The following is a 19,681-nucleotide window of genomic DNA, read 5'->3' as shown; positions in this document are numbered from 1 at the left end:
GTCTGCTCGCTCACCTGCGCCCAGTACTGGGCCGAGAACATGACGTGAGCTCCGGCGACAGGCGAAAGGCCCCCGGAGTCGGAACTCCGGGGGCCATTCGGCGTGGTAGCGGGGACAGGATTTGAACCTGCGACCTCTGGGTTATGAGCCCAGCGAGCTACCGAGCTGCTCCACCCCGCGCTGTGTGGATAACAGTACGCCCTGGGTTAACCGGAACGCAAATCGGGTGGCCCGGAACGTGTCCGAGGCCACCCGATCCGCCCGTCCGCGCAGGTCAGCCCGTCGGCGTCGGCGACGGCTGGACCGACGACGGCGACTGCGTGGCCGCCGCGCCGACCGATTCGAACCGCTTGGTCGCCTCGTCCAGCGCCTTGTAGGCGTTGCCCAGCTCGGCGAAGTCGCCGCTCGCCTGGGCGGCCTGGACGCGGTCGATGGCCGCCTGGATGTCCCGCACGGCCTGCTGCAGCTCCGTGGTGCCGCCCTGCTGCCCGTCACCCGGAGGCGTGGTGGGCGTCGTGGACGGCGGGGTGGTCGGCGTCTGGCCGTTGTTGTCCGGCGTCGGCACCTGGGACGACGAGCCGGTCAGCACCTGCTCCATCGCCTCGCTCAGCGTGGGCGCGTAGCCCACCTTGTCGCCGAAGCTCACCAGCACCTTGTAGAGCTGCGGGAACTGGGTGTTCTGGCTCGCCCGTTCGATGTAGATGGGCTCCACGTAGAGCAGGCCGCCGCCCACCGGGAGGGTGAGCAGGTTGCCGTAGACGACCTTCGTCTGGCGCTGCGTGAGCAGGTTCAGCTCGCCGCTGACGTCGCCGTTGGTGAGGAAGGTGGTCTGGATCTGCTGCGGACCCTTGGCCTCGTTGTTCAGCGTCAGCACGCTGATCTTGCCGTAGTTGTCCGGGTCCGACCGCACGGTCACGTACGACGCCATGAACTCGCGGTTCAGCCGCACCAGCGCGCTCGTCAGCTGGAAGCTGACCGCGTTCGGGTCGCCGGTCGGGTCGCCCGCCAGCACGTAGAACGGCGGCTGCCGGTCCCGCTGCTGCTGCACGCCCTGCTGCTGCGCCTCGACCGTCGTCGCGTTGTCGATGGTCGGGTCGGACGGCACGTCCCAGAACGAGACGCCGGAGTAGAAGTCCCGCGGGTTGTCCACGTGGTACTCCGACAGCATCTCCCGCTGCACCTTGAACAGGTCCTCGGGGTAGCGCAGGTGCTCCCTCAGCGACTGCGACATCTCGCTGTTGGGCTTCACCGTCCCCGGGAAGACGCCCATCCACGCCTTGAGCACCGGGTCCTTCGCGTCCATCTCGTACAGCGTCACCGTGCCGTCGTAGGCGTCCACAGTGGCCTTGACGGAGTTGCGGATGTAGCTGATCTCCCGGTTCGGCTGCTGCGCGACGCCCGGCAGCGAGTCGTTCGTGGCGTCGCCCAGGGCCGTGCGGCGCGCGTACGGGTACTTCTCGAGCGTGGTGTAGCCGTCCACGATCCACGTGATGCGGCCGTCCACCACCGCCGGGTACGGGTCGCCGTCCACGGTCAGCCACGGCGCCACGGCCTCCACGCGGTCGCGCGGGTGGCGGTTGAAGATGATCCGCGAGTCGTCGCCGATGGCCGAGTTGAACAGGATGTTCCGCTCGCCGTAGGCGGCGGCGAAGACCATCTTGTTGAACAGGCCGCCGATGCGGACGCCGCCCTTGCCGGTGTAGGTGTACGACGAGCCGTCGGTGTCGTACTCGCCGGGCGCGCCCTCGTCCCGGCCGCCGACGATGGCGTAGTCGGCGCGGCTGCCCAGCTCGCCGAAGTAGGTCCGCGGCTGCTGCACGCCGAACGGGCCGGGTTGGACCTTGCCGTCCTGGCCGACCTGCGCCACCTCGAACACCGGGTAGCCGCCGTTGCCGCCCTCGTCCGCGGGCGAGTTCACCTTGCTGGCCTCGGCGAACACCATGCCGTTGCCGTGGGTGTAGATGAGGTGCTGGTTGATCCAGTCGCGCTGGCCCTGCGGGATGCCCGCGGTGTTCAGCTCGCGGACCGCGACGATGTAGTCTTGGAGCTCGTCGCCCTTCTTGTACCGGTCGACGTCCAGCTTCTCCGGGAACGCGTAGAACGGCCGGAGCTGCTGGAACTGGGTGAACGTCTTGGAGATGACGGCCGGGTCGAGCAGCCGCACGTTGCCGACCGTCGCCTGGTCGTTCTTCAGCTCGTCCAGCGAGACGTTCTGCTTGCCCGCGTACGACTTGCTCTCGACCTTGTCCTCGGTCAGGCCGAACGCCTGGCGGGTGGCGGCGATGTTGCGCTCGATGGGCACGGCCTCCTTCTCGATGGCGTTCGGGCGCACCGAGAACTGCTCCAGCACCGCGGGCCAGGCCGCGCCGACCAGGATGGAGGACAGCACCAGCAGCACCGTCGCGATCGCCGGGAGCTGGAGGTTGCGCAGCACCGCGCCCGCGAAGAACGCGATCGCGCAGAAGACCGCGATGAACAGCAGGATCAGCTTGGCGGGCAGCACCGCGTTCAGGTCGGTGTAGCTCGCGCCGTCGAACTTGCTGTTGTCGGAGAACAGCAGCGTGTACCGGTCGAAGAAGTACGCGACCGCCTTGAGCAGGATGAACACGCCGGCGACGATCGCCAGGTGCGCGCGCGCCGGGCCGGAGAGCTGGCCGCCGCGGCCCGCGAGGCGGATGCCGCCGAACAGGTAGTGCGCCACCACGGCGGCCACGAACGCGACCGCCGTGGCGATGAACAGCCACGACAGGACCCAGGTGTAGAACGGCAGCTCGAAGGCGTAGAAGCCGATGTCGTTGCCGAACTCGGGGTCGGTCACGCCGAACGACGTGGCGTTGAAGAACAGCTGGACGACCTGCCAGTCGCTCTGCGCCGAGGTGCCCGCGACGAGGCCGACGAGCACCGGCAGGCCGATGCCGAACAGCTTCATCCGCCGGGTGACGACCGCGCGGTAGCGGGCCACCGGGTCGTCCGGCCCGGACACCGGCACGAAGACCGGTCGGGTGCGGTAGGCGAGGATCAGGTTGATCGCGACGAGACCGCCCACCAGCAGGCCCACGGCGAAGAACAACCCGAAGCGGGTCGCGAGCACCGTGCCGTAGACGCTGCGGAAGCCGACCTCACCGAACCAGAGCCAGTTGACGTAGGTGCCGAGCAGCCTGGAGCCGGTGATCAGACCGACCAGGACGACCGCACCGACGATGAGCAGAATGCGGCTGCGACGGGACAGCCTGGGCAGTCCGACCGGGGGCCGTGTGGCCACGGGGCACGCTCCTGGATCGCGGTAATGGCGTTCGTACGTTCTGTCCAACTCTACGGAGGCCGCCGGAGGTTCCCCGTTCGGTCGGTCCTTCCGTGATCTGATTGTCGGGCCGGCCGCGGCGGGTGCGACCATGGCGGACGTGTCCGACCGTGAAACGCCGCCCGTGGTGCTGCCCGCCGTCGCCCGCGAGGTCGAGGAGTTCGTGTCCACCGGCGGGTGGAACCAGCCGACCCAGCTGTTCGCGCTGGTCCCGACGTCGGAGCTGCTCGCGCAGCAGCCGGAGCTGGCAGGCCAGCTCGACCCCGAGGCGTCGCCGCTGACGCCGATCGCCCAGGACTCGCTGCCCGACGACGAGCTGGACCGGGCGCTGGCCGGCATCGTGTGGCCCGAGGCCGTGCACGGGTGCGCGTTGGCGCAGGAGATCGTCGTGCTGCCGCCCGACGCCGAGGCCCAGCTGACCGAGCGGGAGCTGGACGACGAGCAGGCGCGCAAGTTCGCCGCCGAGCACCCGAAGCGCCGGGAGGCGCGGTTGGTGGCGGCGGTGCTGCGGGACGGCTCGGCCGCGTGCGTGCTGCGCCTGCGGGGCAACGTCGAGGTGCCCGAGGAGGTCGTGGCGCACCCCGAGCTGGCCCCGAACCTGACCCGGGCCCTGCTGGAGACCCTGCGCCCCTAGCAGGAGGGCGCGTCGCCGCCCTTGCTCAGCGACTCCAGGGACTGCACCGCGTCGTCCAGCTTCTGCACCTTGACCAGGCGCAGGCCCTCCGGCGCGTGCTGCTTGGCCTCGTCGCAGTTGCCGGCGGGCACGAGGAACACGGTGGCGCCGCCCTCGCGGGCGGCGACCATCTTGAACCCGATGCCGCCGATGCGGCCGACCTCGCCCTTGTCGTTGATCTCGCCGGTGCCCGCGACCGACTGGCCGCCGTTCAGCTCGCCGGGCGTGAGCTTGTCGACGATCGACAGCGCGAACAGCAGGCCGGCGGACGGGCCGCCGACGTCGGTCAGGCTGATCTTGATGTCGAACGGCACGTCCGCGCGGTCCAGCGGCAGCACGCCCAGGAAGCCGCTCTCGCGCCCCTCGGTGCTGCCCAGGGTCACGGTGGCGGTCCTGCGGTCCGACCCGCGCTCGAAGGTGAGCGTGACCCGGTCCCCCGGCTTGGTGCCCTCCAGCGCCGCCCGCACGTCGTCGGCGGAGGCGATCTGCCTCCCGTTCACCTCCAGCAGCCGGTCGTCGGGCTTGAGCACCTGGTCCGCGGCGCTGCCGTTGGTGATCTCGGCGGCGACGACCTTCATCGGGTAGTCGAGGTAGCGCAGCGCGGCGACCTCGGCGCTGGTCTGAGAGTCCTGGAACGCCTTCACGTTCTGGTCGCGGACCTGCTGCTCGGACTCGCCGGGCCGGAAGAACTCCTCGCGCGGCGCGAGCGCGTACCGGCCCCGCAGCCACAGGCCGAGCGCGCCGAACAGCGACACGTCGTCGGTGAGCGACACGGTGGTCATGGTGAGCCGACCGCCGGTCGGGAACGTCTCGTGGCCTTCGACCGACACCACGTCACCGCCGTTGACCTGGCCCAACGTGTCGTAGGTCGGTCCCGGTCCGAGCGCCACGTAGGGCACGCGGGCGAACCCGCCGAGCAGACCGAGCGCCAGCACGACGAGGAGGCTGAACACCAGGGTCCAGGTCCGCCGGGTCAGGCCGCGCCGTGGCGCGGGCGGTGGGGTCGGTGCCTGGTCCACGGCGGTGTCGGTGCCTTCGGTCACGCCCGACAGGGTACGACCACGGCGTCACGCCGCCGGCGAACCGGTCCCACGCGCGGCTCCCGTGCCGCGTACCGTGGACCCATGAGTGACCTGCCCTTCGGGTTCAGCCCGCAGGACCCCGACGACCGCGACCGCAAACCCGGAGACCAAGGGGAGAACCCCTTCGACTTCAACCAGCTCGGCGCGATGCTGAGCCAGCTCGGTGCGATGTTCAGCAACGCGGGCACGTCGTCCGGGCCGGTCAACTACGACCTGGCGAAGCAGATCGCGCTCCAGCAGCTCGCCGGCAAGGGCGGCACGACGACCGGCTTCGGCCCGGACCAGAACAGCGCGGTGGCCGACGCCGTGCACCTGGCGGAGATGTGGCTCGACCCCGCGACGGCGCTGCCCGCGGGCAGCCGCACGGCGCAGGGCTGGAGCGCGCGGGACTGGGTGGAGCGCACGCTGCCGACGTGGCAGCGGTTGTGCGACCCGGTGGCGCGGCGCGTGTCCGGCGCGTGGGTGGACGCGATGCCGGCCGAGGCGAAGGAGGCCGCGGGTCCGCTGCTGTCGATGCTCGGGCAGATGGGCGGCATGGCGTTCGGCTCGCAGCTGGGCGGCGCGTTGGCGCAGCTCGGCGCGGAGGTGCTCACGTCGACGGACGTCGGGCTGCCGCTCGGGCCGGAGGGCACGGCCGCGCTGCTGCCGGCGAACATCGAGAAGTTCACCGAGGGCCTGGAGCGGCCCGCGAGCGAGGTGCTGGTGTTCCTGGCCGCCCGCGAGGCGGCGCACCAGCGGCTGTTCAGCCACGTGCCGTGGCTGCGGCAGCGGCTGCTGGACACGGTGGAGGAGTTCGCCCGCGGCATCACCGTGGACACCTCGGCGCTGGAGCAGCTCGCCGGCCAGATCGACCCGGCGAACCCGGCGAGCATCGAGGAGGCGATGAAGTCCGGGATGCTCGAACCCCAGACCACGCCCGAGCAGAAGGCCGCGCTGACCCGCCTGGAGACGCTGTTGGCCCTGGTCGAGGGCTGGGTGGACGTGGTGGTGAACGAGGCGGTCGGCGAGCGGCTGCCCGGCGCGGAGGCGCTGCGGGAGACGCTGCGCAGGCGGCGTGCGTCCGGCGGCCCGGCGGAGCAGACGTTCGCCACGCTGGTGGGCCTGGAGCTGCGGCCGCGCCGGCACCGCTCGGCGGCGGCGCTGTGGAAGCTGCTCACCGACCAGCACGGCATCGAGCAGCGCGACAGCGTGTGGGACCACCCCGACCTGGTGCCCACGGCGGAGGACCTGGACGACCCGATGGAGTTCGCGGAGCGGTTCGGTCAGACGCGCAAGGCGCTGGAGGACCCGATCGCCGAGCTGGAGCGCACCCTGCGCGAGCAGGACGACCAGGGGGAGGGCGGTCGGGAGCAGGGCGGGGCGTGACCCGACCGGCCCCCGTCAGTCCTCCTCGGTGATGCCCAGGCCCGCGGCGGCCGAGAGCCCTTCCAGGTACCCGATGGCCCGCTCGGCCTTCGGGTACCGGTGCACGAGCAGCCAGAAGTCCTTGCCGTGGCCGGGCACCTCCAGGTGCGCCAGCTCGTGCACCAGCACGTAGTCGAGCACCCACGGGGGCACGTCGCGCAGCCGCTCGCTGATCCGGATCGTGCCCTCGCTGGGCGTGCACGACGCCCACCTCGTGCGCATCGGCGGCACCCAGCGCACGCTGCTCGGCCGCACGCCGTCCAGGTAGCGGTCGGCCAGCTCCTCGCAGCGCGCCAGCAGCGCGGCGTCGGACGTGCGCGTGGGCGAGCGCCGGCGGGTCTCGCTGCGCTGCAGGCGGCTCAGCATCTCCGCCACCCAGTGCTTCTCCTCGCTCTTGCTCATGCGAGCCGGCAGCAGGACGACGACCGTGTCCCCCTCGCGGTACGCGCTCACCATGCGACGGCGCCGGGCGCTGCGCCGCACCTCCACCTGCGGTTCGGGCATGGCGTTCACGGTAAGGCCACGGACCGACAATTCGCGGCGGCCAAGCGGCGGTGTGTGGAGAACCGGACGAGCAGGTTCCACCGAAAGGCGGCTGGACACGCTCGACGCGGCGTGCAGCGGAGGCGCGATCCCGGAGGTAGCGTTCAGCGCAACCCCCGAGTGTGGCGCAGATCGCGCCGCCCTCTCGAAGCGAGGAGGAAGCCGTGGCCGAGACCTACAACGGCTACTGCGTCAAGTGCCGTGAGAAGCGCGACTTCACGGGCGAGGTGCACGAGAGCAACAACCGCAGGATGGCCAAGGGCAAGTGCCCGGTCTGCGGAACCACGGTGACCCGCATCCTCGGCAAGGCGAAGGTCTGATCGCCGACGGGTGGCCGGGTCGTCGCGGTCCCCGGCCGCCCGTCAAGGCCCTTCGTGGCCTCTGTGGACAACCGGCGGGCCTGTGGACAGGCGTTTTGCCGCGCCGGCCGGTCCCGGCAGGCTGCCGGTGTGCAGCTACCCCACCGCCCCAGGGTCCTGCCCGGCCTGCCGCTGCTGCGCCGCCGGGAGGACGTGGTGCAGATCGGCACCGACCCGCGGCACGCCGTGCTGGTCGAGGACGTGCCCGAGCCGATGGCGTCCGTCCTGCTCGGCCTCAACGGCCGTCACACCCTCTCCGACCTGCGCGAACAGCTCTCCGGTCACGGTCGCCAGCCGGCCGAGTTCGTCGGCGTGCTGCACGGCCTGGCCCAGGCCGGGCTGGTCGAGGAGGCCGTGCCCGTGCCGCACCCCCGGCTGGCCGCCGAGGCGACCGGGTGGGCGCTGCGCACCGGCCGCCCCGCCACCGGGCTGCCCGCCGACCGCGCCGCTCGGTCGGTCGTCGTGCACGGGGAGGGGCGGCTGGCGGTGACCGTCGCGGCGCTCCTGGCGGCGTCCGGGGTGGCACACGTTCGGGTGATCGCGCGGGGTCGCGTGGGGCCGGAGGACACCGGGTCCGGGTACGTCGAGGCGGACGTCGGCCGGCCGCGCGCGGAGGCGGCGCTGGACGCCGTGCGGCGGGTGTGCGGGAACGTGCGGCCGGTGGGGAGGGCCGCGGACCTGGTGGTGCTGGCCGACGCGCTGGTGCCCGCCCCGGAGCTGCTGCACCGGCTGGTCTCGGACGGCACGCCGCACCTGGCCGTGCGGGTCCGGGAGGGCCTGGGCGTGGTGGGCCCGCTGGTCGTGCCGGGGCGCAGCAGCTGCCTGAGGTGCGCGGACCGGCACCAGGCCGACGCGGACCCGGCGTGGCCGATGATCGCCGCGCAGCTCGTGGACCGCGCCCAGCACGCCGACCTGGCCACGGTCACCGCGACCGCCGGGGTGGCCGTCGGGCAGGCGCTGCTGGCCCTGGACCGCGCGGAGCCGGCCGCGACCAGGCCGCCGACCTGGGACGCGACGCTGGAGGTCGACGCGTTCGCCGGGGTGGTCGAGCACCGGATCGCGCCGGTCCACCCGCGGTGCGAGTGCCGTTCCGCGACGTGACCGACCCTCAGGCGGAGCTGTGTAGGTTTTGTGACAGGGGTGGTGAACCACTGCCACCCCGGGACGGGCCGGAGGAGGATCACCGGGTGAGCGAGATCCCGCGCAAGGCCGTGCAGCGCACCGCCAAGCTGGCCAGCCTCCCGCTCGGGGTGGCGGGCCGGGTGGTGGGCGGCTGGGGCAAGCGCCTGGCAGGCCGCAGCTCCGAGGAGGTCAGCGCCGAGGTGTCGGCGAAGACCGCGGAGCAGGTGTTCGCGGTGCTCGGGCAGCTCAAGGGCGGTGCCATGAAGTTCGGGCAGGCGCTGAGCGTGTTCGAGGCGGCGGTGCCGGACGAGCTGGCCGAGCCGTACCGCGAGGCGCTGACCAAGCTGCAGACGGCCGCGCCGCCGATGCCGGCGCGCACCGTGCACCGGGTGCTGGCCGAGCAGTTGGGCGCGGGGTGGGTGAAGCGGTTCGCGTCGTTCGACGACGCGCCCGCCGCGTCGGCGAGCATCGGGCAGGTGCACCGGGCGGTGTGGCACGACGGCCGCGACGTGGCGGTGAAGGTGCAGTACCCGGGCGCGGACGAGGCGTTGCGCAGCGACCTGGCCACGTTGCTGCGGTTCAGCCGGGTGTTGCAGGCGATCATGCCGGGGGCCGAGGTCAAGCCGCTGCTGGAGGAGCTGCGGGACCGGTACCTGGAGGAGCTGGACTACCGGACGGAGGCGGCCAGCCAGCGGGTCTTCGCCAAGGCGTTCGACGGCGACGACCGCGTCCTCGTGCCGCGGGTGGTGGCCAGCTCGCCGAAGGTGATGGTCACGGAGTGGACCGGCGGCACGCCGCTGTCGGAGATCATCCGCGAGGGTGGGCGCGAGGAGCGCGACCTGGCCGGGCAGCTGCTGTCGGAGTTCCACTTCTCCGCGCCGAGCCGGTCGGGGCTGCTGCACGCCGACCCGCACCCCGGCAACTTCATGCTCGGCGCGGACGGCCGGTTGCGCGTGCTGGACTTCGGCGCGGTCGCGCGGCTGCCCGACGGGCTGCCCAAGACGCTCGGGCTGATGACCAGGCTGGCGCTGGACGGCCGGTCGGAGGACCTGGTCGAGCTGCTGCGGTCGGAGCGGTTCATCCGGCCGGGGACCGAGCTGCACGCGGAGGACGTGCTGAGCTACCTGGCGCCGTTCGTGGAGCCGCTGCGGACGGAGACGTTCCACTTCACCCGCCGGTGGCTGCAGAAGCAGGCGGAGCGGGTGGGCGACCTCCGGAGCCCCGACTCGCAGACGGGGCGGTCCCTGAACCTGCCCCCGCAGTACCTACTTATCCACAGGGTGACGCTGGGCGCGACGGGCATCCTCTGCCAGCTCGACGCGAACGTGCAGGCCAGGGCTATCGTCGCCCGGTGGCAGCCGGGCTTCGACGACTGAGTTGTCCACAGGCCATCCACTTATCCACAGATCCCGAACCGGCCATGGCCCACTCCCCCGGATCCCCGGAGGATCAACCCCATGACCCACGTGATCAAGACCAAGGACCTGAAGGCCGCCGGCGTCCCCGGCTACGTCATCGACCTCAAGTGCCGCCCGGGCGGGCCGTGGCAGCGCCTCCTGCCGGGCGTGCTGCTGCTCGGCTCCGCCCCGCCGACCAGGGCTGAACGCCTGCGTGCCGCCGTGGCCTACGCGGGCCCGGAGGCCGTGGTCACCGGCGTGGACGCCCTGCACGCCCACGGCCTGCGCGACCTGCCCCCGCCACCCCGCATCCACCTGCTCCAACCGTCCACCACCCGCCGCTCGTGCACCGACCACGTGCTGCTGGAGCGCACCACGAGACCACCCCAGGTCGTGTCCCGCCACGGCCTGCCCCTGGCAGAACCGGCCCGCGCCACCCTGGACGCCGCCCGCCAGGAACAGGACCCCCTGCGCCAACACCACCTGCTGGCCACCGCCATCCGCTCGGGCCTGTGCACCGTCCCCGCCCTGGCCGCGGAACTCGACGCGGGCAGCCAACGGGGCACCGCCACCCCCCGCCGCGCGCTCTCCCTCCTGACCGCCCTGCTCCACTGACCAGCGCAGACCAGCGCACACCACCGCCCACCCGCCGGCCGCGCCTCACCTCAGCGAACACCTCGAACCACGCCTACCCGCCCGCCAGGTCCCGGCCCACCACAGCCAGCGACCCTCACCACAGCCGGCAACCGCTCGGCATCCGCACCGACGCGCGCCTCGAACAAACACCGGCGACCCCGGCGCACGACCACCGCCACGCCCCACACATTCCACCTGCCGAGGCAACCGCACCACGCACGACAACCAGGGACTCGACCGCTACCAGCGAGCGCTACTCCCACCCCCACCAATGCCACCGCCGGCCCGGCCGATCCGGGCGGCGCGCAGTGGACGCTGCCGCAACCGCGGTCACCGGTCGGGCGCAGGCCGGGTCGTCCGCGAAGCGGAGCAGGCGGCAGTTGATCGACGTCGCCGTCGGCATCGACCCGCACCCCCGACATCGGATGCCGCCGGCGAGTGGGTGGTGGCGGCGACCTTGCGCTCCACCTGCTCGGTCTCGGCGAGCGGCCGGTGGTGGCGCTCGCCTCCCAGCGGGCGTGCTCCTCGCGCTTCTCGCAGGCGTGGCACGGGTGTGCGCGCAACGCCCGCCGCAGGGTGGCCAGTTCCGCGTCGTCGTCGGCGTTGGGCCGACGCCGACGGGTGGCGGGCGCGACGATGCCGAGTGGCGCGCAGCGACGCGGCCAAGTCGCGCCGGGACTTCGGGGACCGGGTGTCGACCTGCCGGGGCGACGTCGGGTGCGGCCGGCCACGCACCCGCGCTAACCGCCTCGGCGAACGCCACCGACCACCCGGCCGACCTGGGCGACAGCTCCACCCGACCGCCGGCGGCTCCGTCGTCCTCCGCAACGGCCCGATCGGACCTCAGTCGGCCCAGTAGTCGGACGGCAGCTTGCCCTCGATGTCCCGCACGTGCGCCCGCGCGCACACGTGGCACAACCACTGCTCGACCCCGCGCTCCCGCTCCCGCACCCAGGCCAAGAGCTGGGTCGGGTCGGTCACCGACGACCTCGTCCGACCACAACGGGCGCACGCGGGCGTCACGGCTTGCGCCCCAGGTACACGGTGTTGGCCGTCAACAGGAACACGTCGTCGCGCAACCCGAGGAAGGAGGAGTCCTGTGGATCGAGCAGCCGCCGGACGGTGCGCCGGTCCGCCGGGTGCAGCAGGTCGCCGGCGACCTCCTCGTACCACCTCAACTGGTTCACCGCCCAGTCGCGCACCGCCTGCTTGGGCGGCGCGGGGTGGTCGACCAGGTAGCTGAACGCCGTCACGTCCACCAACCCCGCCTCGGAGAGCGCGAGGTTCCAGCCGCCCGCCAAGCGCACGGAACCCGCCGTGTTCTCCCGCATCCGCACGAACCACTGCGCCCGCGCGGCGGCCAGCCGGTCCTGCAACCCCGGTTCGCCGATCCCCAGGTCGAACGGCAGGAACTTGCCGCTCAGCCCACCCTCGGCGAGCGCCAGCCACCCGCCCGAGGCGACCGCCTCGACCAACCCCACCACCGCCGCACGCTGATCAGGGAGGTGATGCACCACGTTCGACGCCCACACCAACTGCGCGGCCCCGACGATCTCCACCGGTCGCTCGGTGGCGACGTCGGCCAGCACGGGCCGGACGCGCACGGTCGCGGTCGTCGTGTCCGCTTCGTAGTTGGCGGCCGACCGGGCGGCGGTCGTGGCGGCGTCCAGCAGCTCGGGCGTGGCGTCGACCAGCACGACGGTGCCGCCGCCGCGAGCGGACAGCGCCTCGACCAGCGCCACGCTCATCCCGCCCGCGCCGCACCCGACGTCCAGCACCGTCGGCTGGTCGGGCAGCTCGCGGACGAGTCTGCGCGCGACCACGCGCCGTGCCTCGGCGTCCAGCTCGTCGGCCTGGCGCAGGAAGCTCAACCGGGACGACCAGTCGATCCCGTCGTGAGTGTGGGAGTGGGCATGGTGATGGGAGTGAGCTGCCACACGGGCACCGTACTCACGCCGGCCGACCGCTCCCACCCAATACCCGACGCGACGACCGCGCCCACCACACCGCCCGCCGACGCCACGCACGCCGAAGCAGGCCCCGAGGCCCACTCCTCCACGCCGTCACGAGACCCGCCCGGTCACCACGGGGAGGCGCGCCCGTTCGCACAGTGCAGGCCCGCCACGACGCGCCTCCGCTCGCGGCGAGACGCGCTCGTCGCTGCGGGGAGGATCGCCCGTCCGCACACGACAGGCCCGCCGTGTCACCTCGGCGAGGGCCGCGCCACCGCGCACGGCGAGCCCCGCCGGCCGGAGCTCGGCGAGCCCCGCCGGTCGGTGGACGGGACACGAGGGCTCGCGGCCGTCCGCCCCTCCGCGCACGGCGGAACCCGCCGGCCGGGGCGCGGGGATGGGGCGAGGGGATGGGGCTCGCGGGGGACGGGGCTCGCGGCCGTCCGCTCCCCCGCGCACGGCGAGGCCCGCCCCTCCGCCATGGGGCGGAGGAGCGGGCCGGTGCCTGCATCAGAGCGCGCGGGCGGCCGTCAGCTGGGCCCTGCGCTGGGCCCAACCGGCGAGCCGACGCCACCTGCGGGCGACGACGAGCCGGTGGGCCAGCCGATGCTGTCGCGCGAATATCTCCGCGTCATGCATTCGGGATCTGGCGAGATTTTCTTCGAGCAACATGGGGTTCCCCCGGGGGTTGACGTGGATGAGCATGGCTTCGTCTGCGGTGGATCGGTACGTGGTCACGCGGCGGCCTCCTGGTCGTCAGCCCCCCGGACGGTGGTCGCGGCGGGTGCCGCGGGAACAACGGGTGCCGCGTCCTTGCGCGGGCGTCCACGGGGACGCTTGCGCGCGATCACGGCGCCGCGCTCGAAGATCTCGCCACCCCAGACCCCCCAGGGCTCGTGGCGGGCGAGCGCACCGGCCAGGCACTCGGCGATGACCGGGCAGGTGGCGCAGAACCGCTTCGCCTCCTCCAGCTCCGCCGGCGCGTCGGCGAACCACAGGTCAGGGTTGTTGGTGCGGCAAGGAAGTTCCAAACCGGCGTCGGGCGCGGTGTCGATCAAGGAAGCGACACCCGCTCCGGCGAACTCCGGCTCGGTGGACAACGCCCCGCTTATGGGGACGGTCGCGGACAACATCAGGTGGACTCCTGTCACAGGGTCTTGCATGGGGTTTGACGTGCGAACAGTGTTCGATCGGTGGTGCGGTGAAACGGGTTCGGACAGCACGAAGGCCGCGGATCCGGTTACGGGTCCGCGGCCTTCGTGAGCTAAGGGGCCTGACTACGAGGTGGTCAGGTACTTCGCTCGTGCGCGGACGGCGCAACGTTCTGAGTCGGGACAACGGTCGGCGCGTACGGCGCCGGCACCTGAATCAGCTGAACTCGCTCGCCACCCCGCTTGAGGGCGTGGCGATCGCGGGCAGACTTCTCCCCCGCGACGTGAGTGGCGCCTGCGACCGAAGGCACCCCGGTCATCAGGTAACCGGGCGTCTCGAAGCACATCGGAGTGTTCACGACCGGTCACCTCCTCGGGTGTCCTCAGACTCGACTGCCAACTCTTGATCCCCAGCGGGCGCTCCCGCGCCCGGCCTCAGCAGGTTATGACCCCGCGCACGACGCGTGCAACAGGTTTTTCCAAATACCTGTCGATTGAGTGAAACTCGTGCGTTTGCCCTGCACAGAGCGCCAGCGTGCGACCACTCGGACGGACGGTGCCGCCCGACGGCGGGTCGTGACGACGATCAGCCGACCGGCCGCCGGGCGACCGCCACACAGCCGCCCCGACGACCGCCCCACAGCGACGGCCGACAGCGCACAGGCCGACCACGCCCCCGCCAACAAGCCCCCGACAACGACCGCCCGACAACGACCGCCGCGAAAGCGGCCTCCCGACGACGAACGCCCGCCGACCAACGCCCGCTCACGAGCGCCTGACGACGAGCGCCCGCCAACGAGCGCGACCACGACCGGCACCCCCATCGCGGCGATGGCTGCGCTTGAGATCGCCGCGGCCGAGGGGCGCGAACCTCAAAGGCGCGGACCGTGAGGGCGCGGACCGTGAGGCCGGGCGAAGGGCGCAGATCGGGAGGGGCGCGGTCAGCGACCGCCGCGCACGAGCGCCAGCACGTCGTCGCCGTAGCGGTCCAGCTTGGCCGCGCCGATGCCCGAGATCGACACGAGCCCGGCGACGTCCTCCGGCCGCTGCTCGGCGATCGCGACCAGCGTCGCGTCGGTGAACACCACGTAAGCGGGCACCTTCAGCTCGCGCGCCCGGTCCGCCCGCCACGCCCGCAGCCTGGTCAGCAGCTCCTCGTCCAGGTCGGACGGGCACGAGGCGCACCGGCTGAGCTTGATCGCCCGCGCGTCCACCAGCGCCGACCCGCACACCCGGCACAGCGGCTTCGGCCGCTTCTGCAGCGGCTCGCGCTTGGCCGTGCGCGACGCCGGGTGGTCCTCGGGCACCAACCCGTACAGGAACCGGCTGCGCCGCCGGTACCGCCGCCCGCCGGCGGCCCGAGCCAACGCCCACGACAGCCACAGGTGCTCCCGGGCGCGCGTCACGCCCACGTAGAGCAGCCGGCGCTCCTCCTCGACCGCCGCGTCGTCACCGTCGGCGTGCTGGATCGGCAACGTGCCCTCGACCAGGCCGACCAGGAACACCGCGTCCCACTCCAGGCCCTTCGCCGCGTGCAGGGACGCGAGCGTCACGCCCTCCACGGTCGGCGGGTGCTGCGCCTCGGCCCGCAACTCCAGCTCGGCGACGAACTTCGGCAGGTCCGCCCCCTCCACCGCGCCGACCAGCTCCTCGGCCAGCTCGACCAGGGCGAGCAGCGACTCCCACTTCTCCCGGGCCGTCCCGCCGGCGGGCGGCTCGTCGGTCAGGCCGATGCCGGCCAGCACCTCGCGCACCACCTTCGGCAGCTCGCCGGTCGGCTCGTGCGCCGCCGCCGACCGCAGCGCCACCATGGCCTGCCGCACCTCGGCCCGCTGGAAGAACCGCTCGCCACCGCGCACCTGGTAGGGCACGCCGACCTCGGCCAACGCCTGCTCGAACACCTCCGACTGGGCGTTGACCCGGTACAGGATCGCGATCTCGCTGGCCGCCACGCCGTCGTCCAGCAGCGCCTTCACCCGCCGCGCGACCGCCGCCGCCTCCAGCGACTCGTCGTCGAACTCGGTGAACGTCGGCTTCGGCCCGTCCGGGCGCTGGCCGATCAGCCGCAGCCGCGACCCGGCCGGCCGGCCGCGCGCCCACTTGATCACCTCGTTGGCCAGGGCGACGACCTGCGGCGTCGACCGGTAGTCCCGCTCCAGCCGCACCACGACGGCCTCGGGGAACCGGCGCGGGAAGTCCAGCAGCGGCCGCGGCGAGGCGCCCGCGAACGAGTAGATGGTCTGGTTGGCGTCCCCGACCACGGTGAGGTCGTCGCGCGGGCCCAGCCACGCGTCCAGCACGCGCTGCTGCAACGGCGTGACGTCCTGGTACTCGTCCACCACGAAGCAGCGGTAGCGGTCGCGGAACTCCTCGGCGACGTCGCCGTGCTCCTCCAGCGCCGCCGCGGTGTGCAGCAGGAGGTCGTCGAAGTCGAGGAGCTGGGCCTGGTTCTTCAGCTCCTCGTAGGTCCGGTAGACCTGCGCGACCTGCTCGGCGGGCGCGGGCGTGTCGCGGCTGGTGCGGCCGGCGGCGTTCGGGTAGTCGTCCGGCGCGACGAGCGACGCCTTGGCCCACTCGATCTCGCCCGCGAGGTCGCGCAGCGAGTCCGACTCGGTGGGCAGCCCGGCCCGGTTCGCGGCCTGCGCGACCAGCCGCAGCTTGTTGCGGTCGATGAGCTGCCACTGCTCGCCGCCGACGACCCGCGGCCAGAAGTAGCGGAGCTGGCGCAGCGCGGCGGCGTGGAAGGTGCGGGCCTGCGCGCCGTGCACGCCCAGCGCCCGCAGCCGGGTCCGCATCTCGCCCGCGGCCCGCGCGGTGAACGTGACGGCGAGGACCTGACCTGCGGAGACGTGCCCGCGTTGGACCAGGTGGGCGATGCGGTGCGTGATGGTGCGGGTCTTGCCGGTGCCGGCGCCCGCGAGCACGCACACCGGGCCGCGCGGAGCCTCCACGGCGGCACGCTGTTCCGGGTCCAGTCCCTCCAGCAGCCGGTCCATGCGCTGCATCCTCGCAGAGCACAGCACGTACTCCCGTCATGGGGCGACACGGCGCGCCGTATCCTGGTCGGTATGGCTGGTAAGCAGGACAAGGCGGCTGCCAAGGCGGCCTCCAAGGAAGCGGCGAAGGCGCGGCGCGCGGCATCGAAGGCGAAGCGCAGCCAGATCTTCGAGGCGTTCAAGATGCAGCGCCGCGAGGACAAGGCGCTCGTGCCGCTGATGTTGGCGTGCCTGCTGGGCGCGACGGCCGCGGCGTTCCTGATCGGCCTCATCTGGGACATGCAGTGGGTGCTGCTGCCCATGGGCATCGCGGTGGGCGCGTTGCTCGCGGTCATCGTGTTCGGCCGCCGGGTGCAGCGCACCGTCTACGCGAAGGCCGACGGCCAGCCCGGCGCGGCGGCGTGGGCGCTGGACAACCTGCGCGGCAAGTGGCGGGTCACCAAGACGGTGGCGGGCACGACGAGCGGCGACATGGTGCACCGGGTGCTCGGCAGGCCCGGTGTCGTGCTGGTCGCCGAGGGCGCGCCGCACCGGGTGAAGAACCTGCTCGCGCAGGAGAAGAAGCGGGTGGCGCGGGTCATCGGCGAGACGCCGATCTACGACGTCATCGTGGGCGGCGAGGAGGGCCAGGTGCCGCTGCGCAAGCTCCAGAGCCACCTCATGAAGCTGCCCCGCAACATCTCGACCGCTCAGGTCGACACGATCGACAACCGCCTGGCCGCGCTCGCCAGCCGGGGCGCGGCGCTGCCGAAGGGCCCGATGCCCCAGGGTGCCAAGATGCGCAACGTGCAGCGCGCCATGCGTCGCCGCTGACGCGAACGTCTCCGCAGTTCAGGCCCGTTCCGGCGCACGTCCGGGGCGGGCCTGCCGCAGTTGTGCGCGCCGGTGGGCCGCCGGTCGCGGTCAGCGGACCCGGATGACCACCGTGCCCGCCGCCTTGTCGTGCAGGCCCCTGCCGTCGGCGTCCCACACCACGGCCGGGATGATGGGGAAGATCAGCGCCGTGCGCAGCGCGGCGCGCGGCAGACCGACCGTGCCCGCGCCGTCCAGCCGGGCGACCCGCAGGCCGAACAGCGCGTGACCAGGGGTGAAGCCGAAGAAGCCGACCGCGATGACGGTGATGGCGAACCAGGCGAGCAGGCTCCAGTTCCGCGGCAGCTCGGGCATGGTGAACAGGCCCGCCACGCCGCCGGAGAGGGCGAAGTCCACCAGGATGGCGATCGCGCGGCGGCCCGTGGACGCGACCGAGCCGGGACCGGACCGGGGCAGGCCGAGGCGTTCACCCCGCCACCGCTGACCGGTACCGTCGCCGGAGTCGGCGCCGGGCTCCAGCGCCGAGCGGGGTCCTGACAGCCACGAACCGGTCCACTTGCTCACCCCACCAGAGTAAGGCCGTGCTCAGCGGGTGAGGAGCGGCGGTCGGGTTGCCCTACCTGAGCCGCCCGTTAACACTGGCGAAACACGCGGGTGATGGCTGGGCAACACCGCGGTCTTAGTTTCGCCACGATGGCAGGCCGCACCACGCAGCGGCGTACAACCACGCCCCCACCGCAGCAGAGGAGTCGACGAGGGTGTTCAAGAATCCCGACGAGGTCCTGAAGTTCATCTCCGACGAGGGCGTGAAGTTCATCGACGTCCGCTTCAGCGACCTGCCCGGCGTGATGCAGCACTTCACGCTCCCCGCCTCCGCGTTCGACGCCGACGCGATCGCCGAGGGCCTCGCGTTCGACGGCTCCTCGGTCCGGGGTTTCCAGTCGATCCACGAGTCGGACATGCTGCTGCTGCCCGACCTCTACACCGCGCGCCTCGACCCGTTCCGGATCGAGAAGACGCTGATCGTCAACTTCTTCGTGCACGACCCGTTCACGCGTGAGGCGTACAGCCGCGACCCGCGCAACATCGCGCGCAAGGCCGAGCAGTACATCACCGAGTCGGGCATCGCGGACACCGCGTACTTCGGCGCCGAGGCGGAGTTCTACATCTTCGACTCCGTGCGCTTCGACACCACCGCGAACGCCTCCTTCCACGAGATCGACGCGATCTCCGGCTGGTGGAACACCGGCCGCGAGGAAGAGGGCGGCAACCGCGGCTACAAGGTCAAGTACAAGGGCGGCTACTTCCCCGTCACGCCGACCGACCACTACGCCGACCTGCGCGACAAGATGGTCCTCAACATGGAGGCCAACGGCTTCACGGTCGAGCGCGCGCACCACGAGGTGGGCACCGGCGGCCAGGCCGAGATCAACTACAAGTTCAACACGCTGCTGCACGCCGCGGACGACCTGATGCTGTTCAAGTACATCATCAAGAACACCGCGTGGCAGGCCGGCAAGACCGTGACCTTCATGCCGAAGCCGCTGTTCGGCGACAACGGCTCGGGCATGCACACCCACCAGTCGCTGTGGAAGGACGGCCAGCCGCTGTTCCACGACGAGTCCGGCTACGCGGGCCTGTCGGACACGGCGCGCCACTACATCGGCGGCATCCTGCACCACGCGCCGTCGCTGCTGGCGTTCACCAACCCGACGGTGAACTCCTACCACCGCCTCGTGCCGGGCTACGAGGCCCCGGTGTCGCTGGTCTACTCCCAGCGCAACCGCTCGGCGTGCGTGCGCATCCCGATCACCGGCAACAACCCGAAGGCCAAGCGCATCGAGTTCCGCTGCCCCGACTCGTCGGGCAACCCGTACCTGGCGTTCTCAGCCATGGTGATGGCCGGCCTGGACGGCGTGAAGAACAAGATCGAGCCGCCGGCCCCGATCGACAAGGACCTCTACGAGCTGCCGCCCGAGGAGGCCCGCGACGTCAAGCAGGTGCCGGCGTCCCTGGACGCGGTGCTGGACAACCTCGAGGCGGACCACGAGTTCCTGCTGGAGGGCGGCGTCTTCACGCCGGACGTCATCGACACCTGGATCTCGTTCAAGCGTGAGCAGGAAATCGACCCGCTGCGCCTGCGCCCGAACCCCTACGAGTTCGCGCTGTACTACGACGTGTGATCGGCGCGGGGCTCCCGGCGGAGCCCCACCGAGCCTCCACAGGCCGAGGGCCGGGTGACTGCCACAGTC

At 72.3% G+C, this 19,681-nt stretch carries 16 protein-coding genes, 1 tRNA gene and 1 pseudogene; 8 read left to right on the top strand and 10 right to left on the bottom strand.

Annotated elements, in window-relative coordinates; all coding sequences use genetic code 11:
* Positions 1–103: 103 nt before the first annotated feature.
* Positions 104–180, bottom strand: a tRNA-Met gene (locus tag ACFXGA_RS33155).
* A 94-nt stretch (positions 181–274) separates the two neighbouring features.
* Positions 275–3,262, bottom strand: coding sequence for a UPF0182 family protein (locus ACFXGA_RS33150; RefSeq protein WP_378094839.1), 2,988 nt, complete (start codon positions 3,260–3,262; stop codon positions 275–277).
* Positions 3,263–3,392: 130 nt separating this feature from the next.
* Here ACFXGA_RS33150 and ACFXGA_RS33145 point away from each other — a divergent pair, with 130 nt between their 5' ends.
* On the top strand, positions 3,393–3,935 hold the full coding sequence (locus ACFXGA_RS33145) for a PPA1309 family protein (protein ID WP_378094837.1): 543 nt from the start codon (positions 3,393–3,395) through the stop codon (positions 3,933–3,935).
* Here ACFXGA_RS33145 and ACFXGA_RS33140 read toward each other — a convergent pair.
* The gene (locus ACFXGA_RS33140; protein WP_378094835.1) at positions 3,932–5,017 is read right to left on the bottom strand and encodes a PDZ domain-containing protein; all 1,086 of its coding nucleotides are present in this window, start codon (positions 5,015–5,017) and stop codon (positions 3,932–3,934) included. The two genes, ACFXGA_RS33145 and ACFXGA_RS33140, sit on opposite strands and share 4 nt — an antisense overlap.
* Before the next feature lie 81 nt (positions 5,018–5,098).
* Here ACFXGA_RS33140 and ACFXGA_RS33135 point away from each other — a divergent pair, with 81 nt between their 5' ends.
* The gene (locus tag ACFXGA_RS33135) at positions 5,099–6,421 is read left to right on the top strand and encodes a zinc-dependent metalloprotease (protein ID WP_378094833.1); all 1,323 of its coding nucleotides are present in this window, start codon (positions 5,099–5,101) and stop codon (positions 6,419–6,421) included.
* A gap of 15 nt (positions 6,422–6,436) precedes the next feature.
* Here the strand turns inward: ACFXGA_RS33135 and ACFXGA_RS33130 are convergent, their stop codons facing one another.
* Positions 6,437–6,964, bottom strand: coding sequence for a M48 family metallopeptidase (locus ACFXGA_RS33130; RefSeq protein WP_378094831.1), 528 nt, complete (start codon positions 6,962–6,964; stop codon positions 6,437–6,439).
* A gap of 203 nt (positions 6,965–7,167) precedes the next feature.
* On the opposite strand from ACFXGA_RS33130, the gene ACFXGA_RS33125 reads away from it, so the two are divergent.
* The 4 genes from ACFXGA_RS33125 (at position 7,168) to ACFXGA_RS33110 (ending at position 10,496) form a co-directional block, all read left to right on the top strand.
* Entirely contained in the window at positions 7,168–7,323 is a 156-nt protein-coding gene (locus tag ACFXGA_RS33125) for a DUF5679 domain-containing protein (RefSeq protein WP_015098458.1), read from the top strand.
* 129 nt (positions 7,324–7,452) lie between these two features.
* On the top strand, positions 7,453–8,463 hold the full coding sequence (locus tag ACFXGA_RS33120; RefSeq protein WP_378094829.1) for a ThiF family adenylyltransferase: 1,011 nt from the start codon (positions 7,453–7,455) through the stop codon (positions 8,461–8,463).
* Between the two features lie 86 nt (positions 8,464–8,549).
* A complete protein-coding gene (locus tag ACFXGA_RS33115; protein ID WP_378094827.1) occupies positions 8,550–9,860 on the top strand; it encodes an ABC1 kinase family protein in 1,311 nt (436 codons plus the stop codon).
* A gap of 81 nt (positions 9,861–9,941) precedes the next feature.
* The gene (locus ACFXGA_RS33110; protein WP_378094826.1) at positions 9,942–10,496 is read left to right on the top strand and encodes a hypothetical protein; all 555 of its coding nucleotides are present in this window, start codon (positions 9,942–9,944) and stop codon (positions 10,494–10,496) included.
* A 450-nt stretch (positions 10,497–10,946) separates the two neighbouring features.
* Here ACFXGA_RS33110 and ACFXGA_RS33105 read toward each other — a convergent pair.
* From ACFXGA_RS33105 to ACFXGA_RS33085, 5 genes and pseudogenes are all read right to left on the bottom strand, one after another.
* Positions 10,947–11,225: pseudogene (locus tag ACFXGA_RS33105) on the bottom strand (RNA helicase); the annotation flags it as partial.
* Positions 11,226–11,360: 135 nt separating this feature from the next.
* Positions 11,361–11,498, bottom strand: coding sequence for a hypothetical protein (locus ACFXGA_RS33100; protein ID WP_378094824.1), 138 nt, complete (start codon positions 11,496–11,498; stop codon positions 11,361–11,363).
* A 38-nt stretch (positions 11,499–11,536) separates the two neighbouring features.
* Positions 11,537–12,388: a class I SAM-dependent methyltransferase gene (locus ACFXGA_RS33095; RefSeq protein WP_378094822.1), complete on the bottom strand. Its 852-nt coding sequence runs from the start codon at positions 12,386–12,388 to the stop codon at positions 11,537–11,539.
* 815 nt (positions 12,389–13,203) lie between these two features.
* Entirely contained in the window at positions 13,204–13,602 is a 399-nt protein-coding gene (locus ACFXGA_RS33090; protein WP_378094820.1) for a WhiB family transcriptional regulator, read from the bottom strand.
* A gap of 959 nt (positions 13,603–14,561) precedes the next feature.
* Entirely contained in the window at positions 14,562–16,625 is a 2,064-nt protein-coding gene (locus tag ACFXGA_RS33085; RefSeq protein ID WP_378094819.1) for an ATP-dependent DNA helicase UvrD2, read from the bottom strand.
* 63 nt (positions 16,626–16,688) lie between these two features.
* On the opposite strand from ACFXGA_RS33085, the gene ACFXGA_RS33080 reads away from it, so the two are divergent.
* Positions 16,689–17,429, top strand: a complete 741-nt coding sequence (locus ACFXGA_RS33080; protein ID WP_378094817.1) for a DUF4191 domain-containing protein — start codon at positions 16,689–16,691, stop codon at positions 17,427–17,429.
* 90 nt (positions 17,430–17,519) lie between these two features.
* Here the strand turns inward: ACFXGA_RS33080 and ACFXGA_RS33075 are convergent, their stop codons facing one another.
* Positions 17,520–17,993 (bottom strand): RDD family protein, encoded by a 474-nt coding sequence (locus tag ACFXGA_RS33075; RefSeq protein WP_378094816.1) that lies wholly within the window; start codon positions 17,991–17,993, stop codon positions 17,520–17,522.
* Between the two features lie 194 nt (positions 17,994–18,187).
* On the opposite strand from ACFXGA_RS33075, the gene glnA reads away from it, so the two are divergent.
* Complete coding sequence (gene glnA, locus ACFXGA_RS33070; protein WP_378094814.1) at positions 18,188–19,612, top strand: type I glutamate--ammonia ligase; 1,425 nt, start codon at positions 18,188–18,190, stop codon at positions 19,610–19,612.
* Positions 19,613–19,681 lie beyond the last annotated feature (69 nt).

Origin of the sequence: Actinosynnema sp. NPDC059335, assembly GCF_042752395.1 — a bacterium.
In the GTDB taxonomy this organism is placed as follows: Bacteria; Actinomycetota; Actinomycetes; order Mycobacteriales; family Pseudonocardiaceae; genus Actinosynnema.
This window is presented reverse-complemented; position numbering and strand designations above follow the sequence as displayed.